The organism is Streptomyces sp. NPDC096339 (assembly GCF_044762985.1).
Classification (GTDB): domain Bacteria; phylum Actinomycetota; class Actinomycetes; order Streptomycetales; family Streptomycetaceae; genus Streptomyces.
Genome location: NZ_JBIWFI010000045.1, coordinates 19,485 through 34,525 on the forward strand (window position 1 = coordinate 19,485; position 15,041 = coordinate 34,525).

The 15,041-nt window shown below is 70.9% G+C and carries 14 protein-coding genes; 10 read left to right on the forward strand and 4 right to left on the reverse strand.

Going from position 1 to position 15,041, the window contains the following annotated elements; genetic code table 11:
- Positions 1-252: 252 nt before the first annotated feature.
- Positions 253-1,308, forward strand: coding sequence for a membrane dipeptidase (locus ACIQ5Y_RS35605; protein WP_403890258.1), 1,056 nt, complete (start codon positions 253-255; stop codon positions 1,306-1,308).
- 2 nt (positions 1,309-1,310) lie between these two features.
- On the opposite strand, the gene ACIQ5Y_RS35610 is transcribed toward ACIQ5Y_RS35605, so the two are convergent.
- Positions 1,311-1,676 carry a VOC family protein gene (locus tag ACIQ5Y_RS35610; RefSeq protein WP_403890261.1) on the reverse strand — a complete coding sequence of 122 codons (366 nt, stop codon included), beginning with the start codon at positions 1,674-1,676 and terminating at the stop codon, positions 1,311-1,313.
- 94 nt (positions 1,677-1,770) lie between these two features.
- Here ACIQ5Y_RS35610 and ACIQ5Y_RS35615 point away from each other — a divergent pair, with 94 nt between their 5' ends.
- Positions 1,771-2,340 carry a CGNR zinc finger domain-containing protein gene (locus tag ACIQ5Y_RS35615; RefSeq protein WP_403890264.1) on the forward strand — a complete coding sequence of 190 codons (570 nt, stop codon included), beginning with the start codon at positions 1,771-1,773 and terminating at the stop codon, positions 2,338-2,340.
- Between the two features lie 266 nt (positions 2,341-2,606).
- Here ACIQ5Y_RS35615 and ACIQ5Y_RS35620 read toward each other — a convergent pair whose 3' ends face one another.
- Positions 2,607-3,950 carry a UDP-glucose dehydrogenase family protein gene (locus ACIQ5Y_RS35620; RefSeq protein WP_403890267.1) on the reverse strand — a complete coding sequence of 448 codons (1,344 nt, stop codon included), beginning with the start codon at positions 3,948-3,950 and terminating at the stop codon, positions 2,607-2,609.
- A 252-nt stretch (positions 3,951-4,202) separates the two neighbouring features.
- On the opposite strand from ACIQ5Y_RS35620, the gene ACIQ5Y_RS35625 reads away from it, so the two are divergent.
- Complete coding sequence (locus ACIQ5Y_RS35625) at positions 4,203-5,309, forward strand: acyl-CoA dehydrogenase family protein (RefSeq protein ID WP_403890367.1); 1,107 nt, start codon at positions 4,203-4,205, stop codon at positions 5,307-5,309.
- Positions 5,310-5,533: 224 nt separating this feature from the next.
- On the opposite strand, the gene ACIQ5Y_RS35630 is transcribed toward ACIQ5Y_RS35625, so the two are convergent.
- On the reverse strand, positions 5,534-5,779 hold the full coding sequence (locus ACIQ5Y_RS35630) for a hypothetical protein (RefSeq protein ID WP_403890270.1): 246 nt from the start codon (positions 5,777-5,779) through the stop codon (positions 5,534-5,536).
- A 43-nt stretch (positions 5,780-5,822) separates the two neighbouring features.
- Between ACIQ5Y_RS35630 and ACIQ5Y_RS35635 the strand changes: the two genes are divergently transcribed.
- From ACIQ5Y_RS35635 to ACIQ5Y_RS35650, 4 genes are all read left to right on the forward strand, one after another.
- A complete protein-coding gene (locus ACIQ5Y_RS35635) occupies positions 5,823-6,101 on the forward strand; it encodes a hypothetical protein (RefSeq protein WP_403890273.1) in 279 nt (92 codons plus the stop codon).
- 131 nt (positions 6,102-6,232) lie between these two features.
- The gene (locus tag ACIQ5Y_RS35640; protein WP_403890276.1) at positions 6,233-7,789 is read left to right on the forward strand and encodes an FG-GAP-like repeat-containing protein; all 1,557 of its coding nucleotides are present in this window, start codon (positions 6,233-6,235) and stop codon (positions 7,787-7,789) included.
- 301 nt (positions 7,790-8,090) lie between these two features.
- The gene (locus tag ACIQ5Y_RS35645) at positions 8,091-9,173 is read left to right on the forward strand and encodes a sugar phosphate nucleotidyltransferase (RefSeq protein ID WP_403890279.1); all 1,083 of its coding nucleotides are present in this window, start codon (positions 8,091-8,093) and stop codon (positions 9,171-9,173) included.
- A gap of 24 nt (positions 9,174-9,197) precedes the next feature.
- On the forward strand, positions 9,198-10,007 hold the full coding sequence (locus tag ACIQ5Y_RS35650) for a polyprenol monophosphomannose synthase (RefSeq protein WP_403890282.1): 810 nt from the start codon (positions 9,198-9,200) through the stop codon (positions 10,005-10,007).
- Positions 10,008-10,098: 91 nt separating this feature from the next.
- Here ACIQ5Y_RS35650 and ACIQ5Y_RS35655 read toward each other — a convergent pair whose 3' ends face one another.
- Positions 10,099-11,436, reverse strand: a complete 1,338-nt coding sequence (locus ACIQ5Y_RS35655) for an LCP family protein (RefSeq protein WP_403890285.1) — start codon at positions 11,434-11,436, stop codon at positions 10,099-10,101.
- A 106-nt stretch (positions 11,437-11,542) separates the two neighbouring features.
- Here ACIQ5Y_RS35655 and ACIQ5Y_RS35660 point away from each other — a divergent pair, with 106 nt between their 5' ends.
- From ACIQ5Y_RS35660 to ACIQ5Y_RS35670, 3 genes are all read left to right on the forward strand, one after another.
- On the forward strand, positions 11,543-12,079 hold the full coding sequence (locus tag ACIQ5Y_RS35660; protein WP_376661857.1) for an acyl-CoA thioesterase: 537 nt from the start codon (positions 11,543-11,545) through the stop codon (positions 12,077-12,079).
- 185 nt (positions 12,080-12,264) lie between these two features.
- Positions 12,265-13,494, forward strand: a complete 1,230-nt coding sequence (locus tag ACIQ5Y_RS35665; protein WP_403890288.1) for an acyltransferase family protein — start codon at positions 12,265-12,267, stop codon at positions 13,492-13,494.
- Positions 13,491-14,999 carry a glycosyltransferase family 39 protein gene (locus tag ACIQ5Y_RS35670; RefSeq protein WP_403890291.1) on the forward strand — a complete coding sequence of 503 codons (1,509 nt, stop codon included), beginning with the start codon at positions 13,491-13,493 and terminating at the stop codon, positions 14,997-14,999. The genes ACIQ5Y_RS35665 and ACIQ5Y_RS35670 overlap by 4 nt, the downstream gene beginning before the upstream one ends.
- Positions 15,000-15,041: the final 42 nt, after the last annotated feature.

Here is a 15,041-nt window from a genome sequence, read left to right on the forward strand (position 1 = left end):
CGGGTCCGGGCGGAGCCCGGGAAACGGAGAAAGGGCGGGGCGGGGAGCAGCTCCGCGCAGCGGCCCCCGCCCCACCGGGCCCCGCACCCGGCCCTGCCCGGCACCGGTACCGGCACTGGCAGCGGCGGCAACGGCCCGGCCAGGGCAACGGCAGCGGCCACCCGAACGCCTCACCCGCCGGGCGGCACACACGCCCCGCGTGTCACGGTGGCACCACCTCTCCCTGCTGCCGCCGAGACCGGAGCGAACGCCATGGCCGACCTGCAGGATGAACCCCACTCCGTGGGCATCGGAGCCGAAGACCCCCCGGCCCCCGCCACCAAACCCGCCGCCGGCGCGCTCGACCGCGCCACCGCGCTGCTGTCCGTCCATCCCGTCGCGGACGGCTGCAACACGCTCGTCCGGACCTTGCGCCAGAGCCCGTACCACGACATCGACACCCCGGAAGCCGGCGTCGACACCGACATCCCGAGGCTCCGCGCCGGCGGGGTCGGTGCCCAGTTCTGGTCCCTGCTCGTACCCCAGACCAGCCCTCCCGGGGCCGTGGTCTCCGAGACCCTGGAACAGATCGACGTGGCGCTGGCCCTGATGCGCCGCTACCCCGACAGCCTGCTCCTCGCCCTCAGCGCCGACGACATGGCCGACGCCCGCAACCGCGGCCGCATCGCCTCGTTCCTCGGCCCCGTGCCCGGCAGCACGCTCACCGATTCCCTCGGCGCGCTGCGCGCCTTCCACACGCTGGGCGTACGGATCCTCGCCCCCGCGGGAGCGCCCTGGGCGGCGGAGGAGCTGACCGCCTTCGGCCACCAGGTGGTCCGCGAGGCGAACCGGCTCGCGGTCCTGCTGGACCTCGCCGGCTGCGAGCCCGAGGCGGCCTGCCGGCTCGTGGAGGCGTCCAAGGCGCCGGTGGTCGTCTCGAACACGGGCGCGGCCGCCCTGAACCCGCATCCCGGGAACGTGACCGACGAGGTCCTGCTCGCCCTGCGCGAGGCCGGCGGCCTGGCGATGGTCACCTTCGACACCGCCCGCACGGGGGACTCCCTGCACGCGGTGGCCGACCACATCGACCACGTACGGGCCGTCGCCGGTCCGGGCGGCGTCGGCCTCGGCGCCGGCTTCGGCTCCGAACAGGGCAGCCCCCGCCCGACCGGCCTCACCGACCCCTCGGGTTACCCCAAGCTGCTCGCGGAACTCCTCGAACGCGGCTGGTCGGAGGCCGACCTCGCGGCGTTGACCTGGGGCAACGCCCAGCGGGTCCTGCGCGACGCGGAATTCACGGCCCGCGCCGCCCAGCACCGCCGCACGTAGACCTAGCAGGCGCAGAGGCAGACCGGGTGCCCGGCAGGGTCGGCGTAGACCCGCCACGTGCGGCCCCGGTCGTCCGTGTCGAGGGGCTTGGCCCCGAGGGCGAGGATGCGTTCCTCCGCGGCGTCGAGGTCGTCGACGGTCAGGTCCAGGTGGAACTGCTGCGAGCCCTCGGGGGAGGGCCAGTTCGGAGCGACGTGCCCCGGTGCCAGCTGGAAGGCCAGTGGCGTGCCCTCGTGCCCCTCCAGGTCCACCCAGGTCCCGTCCTCGTCGGCGCTGGGGCTGCCGCCGAGCAGGCCTGCGTAGAAGGTGGCGAGGGCGAGCGGGTCGGGACAGTCGAGGACGACGGTGCCGAGCTTGGCGACGGCCATGGTTCTCTCCTTGGGGTTACCGGTAAACACCTCTTACGGGTAACCCCAACCTACGCGTTACCTCTGCTCCGCGCCAAGAGGTAACGTCGAGGGCATGAGTGGACGCGCACCGGCACCCGGCGGTCTCGCGCTGGTGGAGAAACTCGTCAACACGCTGAGCGTGGACACGGGCGACGACCGCCTCGCGGCCGAGTTCGGCCTGTCCGGGGCGGCCCTGGCGGAGGCCGTGGAACTGCGCGAGGCCCTGCGCGACGCCCTGCTGGCCCACGCGGGCCACGAACTGCGCCCCGGCGCCGAGGACCGCCTGAACCGCCTCCTGGCGGAGGCCCCGCTGACCGTGCGCATCGACGCGTCCGGCGCCGTGACCCTCGCCCCGGCGGGCGCCCCGACCCTGCTCACCCGGATGGCCGAGGCCCTGGCCGAAGGGGCCGCCGCGGGCACCTGGCCCCGCCTGAAGGCCTGCGCGGCGGACGACTGCCGCTGGGCGTACTACGACCGCAGCCCCGCGGGTCGCGGCCGCTGGTGCTCGATGTCGATCTGCGGCAGCCGCGAAAAAATGCGCAAATACCGCGCCCGCGATGCCAGCCCCACCGGCGGCAACCCCAGCCCCTCCGGCGGCAACCCCAGCCTCTCCGGCGGCAACCCCAGCCCCTCCGGCGTTTGAGGAGCGGGGTCCGGGGCGGAGCCCCGGCAACGGCGCCGCACCGGCATCCCGCAGTCCAACGGCGCCGCACCCGCATCCCGCAGTCCAACGGCGCCGCACCCGCATCCCGCAGAGCAAGGCGCCGCACCCGCATCCCGCAGAGCAAGGCGCCGCACCCGCATCCCGCAGAGCAAGGCGCCGCACCCGCATCCCGCAGTCCAACGGCGCCGCACCTACGTCAAGCGGGGCATGCCCGCAGGGCGCCAGGCAGGGCGCCAGGCAGGGCGTCAGGCCCGGGGGCGCCCCATCGCGCGGTACGTCCAGCCGGCCGCCCGCCACACCGTGGGGTCCAGCGCGTTGCGGCCATCCAGGATCAGCCGGTCCGTGACGACGCCGCCCAGCTCCGCGGGGTCGAGGTCACGGAACTCGCGCCACTCCGTGAGGTGCAGGACGACCTCCGCCCCGCGCGCCGCCTCCAGCGCGGAGTCCGCGTACCCGAGGGTCGGGAACACGCGCCGCGCGTTCTCCATCCCCTTGGGGTCGTACACCGTCACCTGCCCGCCCTGGAGGTGGATCTGCCCGGCCACGTTCAGCGCGGGCGAGTCCCGTACGTCGTCCGAGTCCGGCTTGAAGGTGGCGCCGAGCACGGCCACCCGCTTGCCCAGGAACGAGCCGCCCACGGCCTCCCGCGCCAGCTCGACCATGTGCCCGCGGCGGCGCATGTTGATCGAGTCGACCTCCCGCAGGAAGGTCAGCGCCTGGTCGGCTCCCAGTTCGCCGGCCCGCGCCATGAACGCCCGGATGTCCTTCGGCAGGCAGCCGCCGCCGAAGCCGATCCCGGCCCGCAGGAACTTCGCGCCGATGCGCTCGTCGTAGCCGATGGCCTCCGCCAGCTTCACCACGTCGCCGCCCGCCGCCTCGCACACCTCGGCCATGGCGTTGATGAACGAGATCTTCGTCGCCAGGAAGGAATTGGCGGCGGTCTTCACCAGCTCGGCGGTCGGGAAGTCGGTCACCACCATCGGGCTGCCCTCGCCCATCGGCGTCTCGTACACCTCGCGCAGCACCTTCTCGCCGCGCTCGCCGTGTACGCCGATCACGATCCGGTCGGGGTGCAGGGTGTCCTGCACGGCGAAGCCCTCCCGCAGGAACTCCGGGTTCCAGGCCAGTTCCACGTCCGCGCCCGCCGGGGCCAGCTCCACCAGCTTCTCCGCCAGCCGCTGCGCCGAGCCCACCGGCACGGTCGACTTGCCGACCACCAGGACGGGCCGCGTCAGGTGCGGGGCCAGCGACTCCATCGCGGAGTCGACATACGACATGTCACACGCGTACTCCCCGTGCTTCTGCGGAGTGTTCACGCAGACGAAGTGGACGTCGCCGAACTCGCCGACCTCCTCCCAGGAGGTCGTGAACCGAAGCCGCCCGGTGGATCCCGGCAGCCCGGCCACGTGCTTGGCGAGCAGTTCCTCCAGCCCGGGCTCGTACATCGGCACCCGGCCGGACGCCAGCATTTCGATCTTCTCGGGCACCACGTCCAGCCCCAGCACCTCGAACCCCAGCTCCGCCATCGCCGCGGCGTGGGTCGCGCCGAGGTAGCCGGTGCCGATCACGGTGATCTTGAGGGGGGCCATGGGTGCTCCAGAGGTGCGGGGCCGTGTGCGGCCACTGAGCATAGTCGGGCCCGTACGGGGGACGTTCCCCAGTGGGTGACCCCTCTGTCACGCAACTCACGTGGGCCGTCCATACCGCTGCCCCGGCACCGGCGACTAAACTTGGGTTACTTAACGGTAGTTAGCATCACGAAACGCGTCACCCTTGGGGAGTGAGAGATCTTGGCGGGTTCTGCCGACTTCGACCTGTACCGCCCGGCCGAGGAGCACGACATGCTCCGAGAGTCCGTCCGCTCGCTCGCCGAGGCGAAGATCCTGCCGTTCGCCGCCGCGGTCGACGAGGAGTCCCGCTTCCCGCAGGAGGCCCTCGACGCCCTGGTCGCCAGCGACCTGCACGCCGTCCACGTGCCGGAGACCTACGGCGGCGCCGGCGCCGACGCGCTCGCCACCGTGATCGTGATCGAGGAGGTGGCCCGCGTCTGCGCCTCCTCTTCGCTGATCCCGGCCGTCAACAAGCTCGGCTCGCTGCCGGTGATCCTCTCCGGCTCCGAGGAGCTCAAGGCCAAGTACCTCGGCCCGCTGGCCAAGGGCGACGCGATGTTCTCGTACGCCCTCTCGGAGCCGGACGCCGGCTCGGACGCGGCCGGCATGAAGACCCGCGCGGTCCGCGACGGCGACCACTACATCCTCAACGGCGTGAAGCGCTGGATCACCAACGCGGGCGTCTCCGAGTACTACACGGTCATGGCCGTCACCGACCCGGAGAAGCGCTCGAAGGGCATCAGCGCCTTCGTCGTCGAGAAGTCGGACGAGGGCGTCTCCTTCGGTGCCCCGGAGAAGAAGCTCGGCATCAAGGGTTCCCCGACGCGCGAGGTCTACCTCGACAACGTCCGCATCCCCGCCGACCGCATGATCGGCGCCGAGGGCACCGGCTTCGCCACCGCGATGAAGACCCTCGACCACACCCGCATCACCATCGCCGCGCAGGCACTCGGCATCGCCCAGGGCGCCCTGGACTACGCCAAGGGCTACGTCCAGGAGCGCAAGCAGTTCGGCAAGCCGATCGCCGACTTCCAGGGCATCCAGTTCATGCTCGCGGACATGGCCATGAAGATCTCCGCCGCCCGCGCCCTGACCTACCAGGCCGCCGCTGCCTCGGAGCGCGGCGACGCCGACCTCACCTACCTCGGCGCCGCGGCCAAGTGCTTCGCCTCCGACGTGGCCATGGAGGTCACCACGGACGCCGTCCAGCTCCTCGGCGGCTACGGCTACACCCGCGACTACCCGGTGGAGCGCATGATGCGCGACGCCAAGATCACGCAGATCTACGAGGGCACCAACCAGGTCCAGCGCATCGTCATGGCGCGCAACCTGCCGTAGCCCCCTTCGCTTGCGGTTGAAAAAGCCCGGCCGGGTTTTCCCGGTCGGGCCTTTTTTCGTGGAGGGGCCCCGGGGATTCGAGCTAATGTTTGACAACTACCAAGATCCAAGCGATTTTTGGCTGTTGTCTCTCCCGTCCTGAAAGGACCCTGCCCGGTGCCCTCTCGCATGCGTCAACCCGTCATAGCAGCCATCGCGGTCACCGCGCTCTGTGCCTTCGGTGCCTATGCGACGGCTGCCGACGGTTCGGGTGATTCTTCGGTGGCGGATCCGGCGGCGCTTGCGAAGCCCTCGGCGTCGGCATCGGTGCCCGCGTCGCCCAGCGCGTCGCCCACGCCCACGGCGACCGCCACGACCTCGCCGTCGCCCTCGGTACCCGTCCCCGCCTCGCAGTCGCCTTCGGTGCCCGTCGAGGCCCCGGAGACCCCGTACCCGAACTCCGCGGAAATCCTCGCGAAGGACGGAATCAAGATGGTTCGCGGAAACGGCGGAATCACCCTCGCCGAATGCGGAATGAATGCTTCCCAGATTCGCGTGTACGCCTACGAGGACGCCGCCACCAAGCGGAAGCCCATGTACTGCTTGAACGTCGGTTCGCAGACCGGCCGGGTCACCTTCGAATTGGACCGGGTCTTCGCCCTCGACGCCGGTGCGCACCCCGTGAACGCCAAGCTCGTCTCGGGCGCCACCACCACGAACGCGATTGTCCCCAAGAACAGCTACGTGCGCGTCGTCGACAAGCCGCTGGACGCCACGGGCCACGTCGTCGTCGAACTCCGCGTGACCGGCTGACCCTGCCGCGGCCGTCGGGTCCCCGGGTTCGAGACCTCTGGTTTCCCCGGTCACCCAGCCGCGCCTTCCGCCCTGTCATGCGAAGACGTTCCGCGTCGCAGTTCCTCTCCAGCGAAGGTCCCAGACCCGTGATGAAGCGCACCGCGCACCTCAGCCTTGCCCTGCTCGCAAGCACCGCCCTCCTCGGGCTCGGCGTCACCCCGGCCGCCGCGGCCCCAGTGCCCTCCCCGCCCCTTCTCCACATCATGCCGCTCGGTGACTCCATAACCATGGGTGTCGGCAGCCCCGGCAACGTCCTCGGATACCGGCCCGCCCTGTGGAACCTCATGTCGGGTCAGTCCCGCTACCTCCCCGACTTGGTCGGCAACCTCTCTTTCGGCAACTTCGCAGACCCCGACAACGAGGGGCACAGCGGATGGCGAATCGCAGACGTGCAGCCGCAAATCGCCCAGTGGCAGTCCGCCGCCAACCCGGACGTCGTCCTGCTCCACCTGGGCATCAACGACCTGCTTGAGAAGGACGGGAGCACCGGCGCCTTCAAGGCCGACCCGGTCACCGCGGCGAACCGGCTGTCCACGCTCATCGACGGGATCCAGGCGCGAAAGCCCGGCATCACGGTCATCGTCCAGGGTCTGCTGACCTCCACCGTGGGCCAGGAACAGCGCGCGGCCGACTTCAACGCGGTCATTCGTGGACAGGAGGCCTCCCGCCGGGCCGCCGGCCAGCACTTCCGCTTCGCGGAGCCGGCCCAGGTGGTCGCCGCCACGGAACTGGCCGACGGTCTGCACCCCAACGAAGCCGGCTACGCCAAGATGGCGCGCGTCTACAGTGACGCCCTGGAGCAGGCCGTCACCGACGGCTGGACGCAGCACGCCCCCGCCCCGCGGGCCGGGAACGAGGTCGGCGGTGCCGCTCGGGTGCGCTGGGCCGACTGGGACGGTGACGGCAAGGTCGACCAGATCCTCGTCGCGGACAACGGCGCCGTCGACGTCAAGCTGAACCGCGGCGGGAACTCCCGTGGCGGCTGGCAGGGCCCCATCCGCGTGGCGAGCGGCCTCACGACGGACCGCTCGCGAGTCCGGTTCGCCGACTGGGACGGGGACGGCAAGACGGACTACATCCTCCTCAACACCAACGGCAGCATCGTCGTCTACCTCAACCGCGGCGGCGACGCGGGCGGCGGCTGGGCGAACGCCGGGCAGGTCGGCTCCGGCGCCACGAGCACCCAGGACCAGGTCCGCTTCGCCGACTACGACGGCGACGGCCGCACCGACTACCTCACGATCGGCACCAACGGCGCCGTCGTGGCCTACGTGAACCGCGGCGGAGACGCCGGCGCCGGCTGGCAGGTCCTGAACCAGGTGGCCACCGGTACCACGAGCGACCGCTCCCGCGTCCGCTTCGCCGACGTGGACGGCGACGGCCGGGCCGACTACATCACGATCGGCACCAACGGCGCCATCGTCGCCTACACGAACCGCGGCGGTGACACGCACGGCGGCTGGGGCTCGCTCGGGCAGATCGCGAGCGGTCTGACGACGGTGCAGAGCAAGGTGCAGTTCGCCGACTTCGACGGCGACACCCACGCCGACTACTTCCTCTCGGGGACCGGCGACAGCGTGGTGGTGTACCTCTTCAACGGCGGCGACGGGAAGGGCGACTGGACCTCCCTCGGCACCGTCGTGTGATCCCCGTGTGATCCGCATGTGAGAGGGGGAGGGAAGCCCGGTTCCGTCGCGCACGGCAACGGCACCGACGCGGTGACGTACCGAATCCGCAACAACGTCACGGGTCTTCCCTCCTCCCACCCCACATCGTGCGGACGAGCATCCGATCCAAGGCATGATGGGGGGCGCGCCACAGGCGCGGGCGGCACTCGGGGGAGGCGCGGACGGCAGGTGGCCGGAGCGGCCCACCTGGGACTTTTGTACGCCCCCGTATGGGCTAACTTTGAACCTTCGTACGCCCGAACCGCTTGGGGAGAAAACAATGACGGAAGCGATCCTGCTGGTCGGAGGGCAGGGGACGCGACTGCGCCCCGTGACGGTCAACACCCCCAAGCCGATGGTGCCGGCCGCTGGTGTGCCGTTCCTCGCCCACCAGATAGCCAGGGCCGCCGCCGCCGGTGTCACCCACATCGTGATGGCCACCTGCTACCTGGCAGAGGTCTTCGAGCCCTACTTCGGTGACGGGTCCGAGTTCGGGGTCACCCTGGAGTACGTGGTCGAGGACGAGCCCCTCGGTACCGGCGGCGCCATCCGCAACGCCGCGCAGCGCCTCACCGGAGGCCCCGACTCCTCCGTCCTCGTCTTCAACGGTGACATCCTCACCGGCCTGGACATCGCCGGCCTGGTCGAGTCGCACCAGGCGGCCGACGCCGACGTCTCCCTGCACCTGGTGCGGGTCGAGGACCCGCGCGCCTTCGGTCTGGTCCCCACCGACTCCGAGGGGCGGGTGCTGGCCTTCACCGAGAAGCCGCAGACCCCCGAGGAGATCGTCACCGACCAGATCAACGCCGGCTGCTACGTCTTCCGCCGCAGCGTCATCGACTCCATCCCGGCCGGTCGGCCGGTGTCCGTCGAGCGCGAGACCTTCCCCGGTCTGCTCGCCTCCGGAGCCAGGCTGCACGGCGTCACCGAGGACACGTACTGGCTGGACCTCGGCAAGCCCGAGTCCTTCGTCCAGGCTTCCGCCGACCTCGTCCGCGGCATCGTCTCCTCCCCGGCCGTCCCCGGCCCCCGTGGTGAGGCCCTCGTGCTCCCGGGTGCCCAGGTGGCTGACGGAGCCAAGCTTTCGGGCGGTACCGTGGTGGGTGCCGGCGCCCGCATCGAAGCGGGCGCGGTCGTCCAGGGCTCCATCGTGCTGGACGGTGCGACCCTCGGCCCCGACACGGTGGTGAGCGCCAGCCTCATCGGCGCGGGTGCCTCGGTGGGTTCGCGCACGGTGGTGAACGGCGCGGTCATCGGTGACGGTGCCGTCGTAGGAGCTGACAACGAACTTCGCGCAGGGGTGCGGGTGTGGTGCGAGGCTGAACTTCCCGCCGCCGCGGTCCGCTTCTCCTCCGACCGGTGACCAACTTCAGTGAGGCATAACCCTGTGATAGGCGAGCAGCAGACCCCCCGCGCGACCGACGTCGCATCCACGAAGCTCCCCGACGCCTGGGCGCACACCCCGCTCACCGTGGTCATGCCCACGTACAACGAGGCGGGCAACCTGCCGGGCATGGTGGAGTTGCTGATGGGGCTCGACCAGCCGGGTCTGCGCCTGCTGGTCGTCGACGACTCCTCGCCCGACGGCACCGGCAAGATCGCCGACGAACTGGCGGAGAGCCACCTCACGGAGGACGGCAAGCCGCGCATGTCGGTCCTGCACCGCACCGCGAAGGACGGCCTCGGCCGCGCCTACGCGGCGGGCATGGCCAAGGCGGTCGAGGACGGCGCCGAGTACGTGCTCCAGATGGACGCCGACGGCTCCCACCCGGCCGGGAAGATCGCGGAGATGCTGGGCGTCGCCCGCTCCACCGGCTCCGGTCTCGTCGTCGGCTCCCGTTACGTCCCGGGCGGCACCCTGTCCGACGCGTGGGGCGCCCACCGCAAGCTGCTCTCCCGCTGGGCCAACGCCTACGCGAGCACCATCCTGGGCACCCGCGTCCGCGACATCACGGGCGGCTTCAACCTGTGGAGCGCGGACGCGCTGAAGGCGATCGACCTGGCGTCGATCGGCAGCGCCGGCTACAGCTTCCAGGTGGAGATGAAGTTCAAGGCCCTGCGCCGCGGCTTCCAGGTCATGGAGGTCCCGATCCACTTCGAGGACCGCACCGTCGGCGAGTCCAAGATGAACCTGGCGGTCCAGCTGGAGTCCATCGCCATGCCGTGGAAGCTCCGCGCCCGCGCCGGCAAGCGCTGATCGACCCACCCGCGTACGGGAAAGGGGCACCCCCGAGGGGGTGCCCCTTTCCCGTACCGCCGTCCGCCCGCGAGCCCGGTGCGGGTGCGGGTCACTGCCCGCGGACGGTCACCTTCTCGTCGTTCTGGATCTGCTTGACCAGCTGCTGCACCTTCGCCTTGTCCCAGACGAGGTTGCCGCCGCGCTGGCCGGAGATCGGCATGTTCATCGAGACGCCGTCACCTCCGTTGACGCCCTTCATCGCGAAGAACATCTGGCCCATGTCGTACAGGCCCATGTCCTTGTCCACGATCAGCGTGTCCAGGCCCGCGCCCATCAGCGGGTAGAGCTTGAACGGGTTGAGGATCGTGGACGGGGTCGCCGCCTGGTTGGCGAGCGCCGACAGGAACTTCTGCTGGTTCTTCGTCCGCTGGAGGTCCGACTCCGCGAAGGCGTACCGGGTGCGGACGAAGGCCAGGGACTGCTCGCCGTTCAGCGTCTGCTTGCCCGCCTTGAAGTCGGCGCCCGACTTCTCGTCCTTGAAGCCCTGCTCGATGTCGAGTTCGACGCCGCCGAGCGAGTCCACGATGTTCGCGAAGCCGGCGAAGCCGATCTCCGCGTAGTGGTCGATGCGCAGGCCGGTGTTGAACTCCACCGTCCGCACGAGCAGCTCGGGGCCGTCCTCCGCGTACGCCGCGTTCAGCTTGGTGCGCTTGCCCGTGCCCGCGTACTTCTTGCCGGACTGGGAGCCGACGAACGAGGGGATCTCCACGTCCGAGTCACGGGGCAGCGAGATCATCGTGTTCCCGCTGGAGCACTTCGCCAGGATCATCATCGAGTCGGTGCGCTTGCCCTCGGCGGAGCCCGTGTGGAGCTTCTTCTTCTCCTCGTCGGACATGCCCTCGCGGCTGTCGGAGCCCACGATCAGGTACGTCGTGCAGTCGCCCTCCTTGGGCCGCTCGATGACCTTGGAGAGGTCCACCTCGCGGCGCACCTTGGAGTCGGCCCAGAAGTACGTGGAGACGCCCGTCACCAGCAGCGCGGAGACCAGGACGATCGAGCCGACCTTGATCCGCTTGCGCCAGTCCGGCGCGGGACCGGCCGGCCGCGGCGCGGAGCCGCCGGGACCACCCGGACCACCCGGACCGCCGGGGCGCCCGGAGCCGCCCTGGCCGCCGCCCGAGGGGGAGCCGTAGACCTGGCCGGTGTTGTAGCCGCTGTCGTAGCCGTCGTACGTGTCGTGGCTCCGCGCCCCCTGCGGAGGCACGGACGGGCGTACGGGCTGCGCGGGGCGCCGCGGCGCCGGGGGACCCTGCGGGGGCCGCGGGGGCTGGGGCGGCTGCTGCGGCTGCTGCCGCTGGATGTGCCGCATCCGCTGGGCGCCCTCGGGCTGCGGCTGCGCGCTGCCCTGTCCGTACCCGCCGTCACGACCTTCTGGCCAGTCATTCATGCGCCCAAGAATGCCTGCTCGGGCGTGTCGTCCGACAGCCCGGTGGGCCTTCCGTACCGGTGCTGTTGCAGAGCTGATGCCTCCGGTACCGATCTAAGGTGTCCGTATGACTCAGATACCGGGCGAGCTGCCCGGGAAGCCGACCGCGGCCTCCCGTACGACCCTCAGCCACATCATGACCGCCAACGACACCAACCTCCTGGGCACGGTGCACGGTGGAGTGATCATGAAGCTGGTGGACGACGCGGCGGGCGCCGTGGCCGGCCGCCACTCCGGCGGCCCGGCGGTCACCGCCTCCATGGACGAGATGGTCTTCCTCGCGCCCGTGCGCGTCGGCGACCTCGTCCACGTGAAGGCCCAGTGCAACTGGACCGGCCGCTCCTCCATGGAGATCGGCGTACGGGTCCTCGCGGAGCGGTGGAACGAGTCCACCCCCGCCACCCAGGTGGGCACCGCCTACCTCGTCTTCGCGGCCGTGGACGCCGAGGGCAAGCCCCGGCCGGTCCCGCCGGTCCTGCCGGAGACGGAGCAGGACGAGCGGCGCTACCAGGAGGCCCAGATCCGCCGCACCCACCGGCTGGCCCGCCGCCAGGCGATCCGGGCCCTGCGCGAGGAGCGGGCCGCCCAGGGGTTCGACGACTGACCTCAGGGGGATTTCCCGCCCGGTTCCCGGCGGCGACCCCCGTGCTGAGTCCTGTCTCACTTTCGTCGGTGGCCGGTCCAACCCTCACATCGGGCCCACGTAGACTGACCCGCTGACGTTCGGCTCGGCTCGTGGGGTGGAGCGACGTGGTCCGTGAACCGGCTCTGCTGCGGAGAAATTCCTCTATGTCGACGGTCATCCAGCCTCACCGGTCTCCAGAGGGCACTGCGCCGGGGCCGTCGGAGCCCGCGCCGGCACCGGTCGAGTCGGGCGGCGTCCGCCGCCCGCGGCTCCGGGCCCTGGACGGACTGCGCCTGGTGGCCGCGCTCATGGTGGTGGCCTTCCACTGGACGGGCGTCAACCGAGGGCCCGACGTCTGGGAAGGCGTCCCCCGGAAGCTGATGCCGGAACTGCACCGGTTCACCGCGTACGGCTTCCTCGGCGTGGAACTGTTCTTCCTGATCAGCGGCTTCGTCATCTGCATGTCCTGCTGGGGCAAGACACCCCGGCAGTACTTCACCTCGCGCGTCGTGCGGCTCTTCCCCGCCTACTGGGTCGCGATCATCCTCACGGCGCTCGTGTTGAAGTACGCGGCCACCGCACGCCACCGCGCCCATCTCAGCGTGACCGACGTGCTCACCAACCTGACGATGCTTCAGCAGCCGCTGGGTGTCTCCGAGGTGGACCCCGTCTACTGGACCCTCTGGGTCGAACTCCGCTTCTACCTGCTGTTCGCGGTCGTCGTGGCCATGGGTCTGACCTACCGCCGGGTCCTGGTTTTCTGCGGGATCTGGATGTTCTTCGCGGCCATCGCCGCCAAGTCGGACGTCGAGCTGCTGAAGACGTTCGTGATGCCCGAGTACGCGCCCTACTTCATCGCCGGTGTGGCGATGTTCCTGATCTACCGGTTCGGAGTGAACTGGCTGCTCCTGGGCATCGTCGGGTTCTCCTGGCTGGTGGCCCAGAACCAGCTGCTCGGTACGAAGGACAGCTACGAGTACGGCGTCATGCACACGCTGAGCTGGTACGTCATGGCGGGCTTCTCCCTCCTGGCCTTCGGCGTGGTGCTCGCCGTGGCGATGGGCGCCTTCGACCGGATCCAGTGGAAGTGGCTCACCGTCGCCGGCGCGCTCACCTACCCCGTGTACCTGCTGCACCAGGAGATCGGCTTCGCGTTGATCCGCTGGGCCCGCAACCACGGCATGGGCATCGGAGTGACGCTGCTCGGCACGCTCGCCGCCGTACTCCTGCTGTCCTGGATCGTGCACCGGTACGCGGAGCGGCCGCTGTCGGCCCTCATGAAGCGCATGCTCGACGCCCCCGGTCTCCACCTGCCGAAAGCCGACCCGCCGGTGCGCCGACGCGCCGCGAACGAAGAACGGAAGACGATGGAAACGGCGGGTCCCGCACGATGAGCACCAGTACCGTCCCCGCCTCGACCGGCCGTCCCGCACCCGAGCGGTCCTCCGACCGAGCAGACCGGGAACGCCGCCCCGCCCGTGTGCCCGACTGGCTCTGGGCCGCCGTGCTGACCTTCCTCGTGGCCGTCGCCGGCAGCGGCAACCCGCAGCTGTGGCGCGACGAGCTGGCCAGCTGGAACGCCGCGATACGCAGCACCGGCGACCTCATAGCCATGCTGGGCCACGTTGACGCCGTCTCCGGCCTCTACTACCTGCTCCTCCACGGCTGGGTCTCCCTCTTCGGCGACTCCGCCATGATGCTGAGGATGCCGTCCGCGTTCGCCGTGGCGGGCGCGGCCGCCTTCGTCGTACTGACCGCCCGTAGGGCCTTCGACCGCCGCACCGCCGTCTTCGCGGGCCTGTTCTTCGCCCTGCTCCCGACGGTCACCCGCTACGGCCAGGAGGCCCGCTCGTACTCCTTCGCCGTGCTCGCGGCGGCCGCCGCGACCTGGCTGCTGCTGCGGGCCCTGGACCGGCCGACCGCGCGCCGCTGGGCGCCGTACGCCCTCGCGGTGGCGGTCGCCGGGCTGTTCCACATCGTCTCGCTGCTGTTCCTGCTGCCCCACGCACTGGTCGTGCTGTGGCGCTGGTGGCAGGACCGGCGCGGGCGCACCGTGGTGGCCTTCGCGGTGACGGTCGCCGTCGCCCTGGTCCCGGTGGTCCCGCTGGTGCTGCTGGGCCAGCGCCAGGTGACCCGCCAGATCAGCTGGATCAAGACCCCGCACCTGCGCGGCATCGCGGACCTCTGGAACGCCCTCTTCGGCTCCCCGCTGATCGCACTCGCCGTCGTCGCGCTCGCGCTGCTCCCCCTAGCGTGGAGCCGCGGCCGCCGGCCCGCCGTCGAGCTGCTGCTGGTCGGCGCGGTCCCGATCGCGGCCGCCTGGGTCGTCTCGCAGGGCGCCACCTCGTACTTCATGGACCGCTACCTGCTCTTCACCATGCCCGCCTGGGTGGTGCTCGCCGCCGCCGGTCTGGCGGCCCTGCGGCCCCGGCCGCTCGGCGTGGCCGGCCTCGCCGCGGTGATCCTCCTCGGCCTCCCCGACCAGCGCCAGCTCCGTACGGAGACGGTCAAGTCCGGTCGCGAGGGCCAGAAGGCCGCGGAGCTCATCACCAAGGGCTACCGGCCCGGTGACGGCTTCGTGCCGGTCAGGGGCGCCGACAGCGTGTTCATGACCGATTTCCAGGTCGAGTACTTCCTGCCGCCGAGGGTCAAGCTCCGCGACGTGTTCGCGGAGCGCACGGCCGTGGCGAACGACGACCTCTTCCCGGTGGAGTGCGAGCAGCCGGAGAAGTGCCTCGGCACCACCCAGCGGGTGTGGGTGGTCACCTGGAGCGGCACCCAGAACCCGTACCACAAGCTCCCGCAGGAGCAGGCCGCCGCGTTGGAGAAGCACTTCAAGGCGGTGCAGAAGACGAAGGTCGGCAACCTCCAGGTGACGCTGGTGGAGCGGGTCCGATAGGCCCGGTGGGTCCAGTGGGTCCGGTGGGCCCGGTGGGCCCGG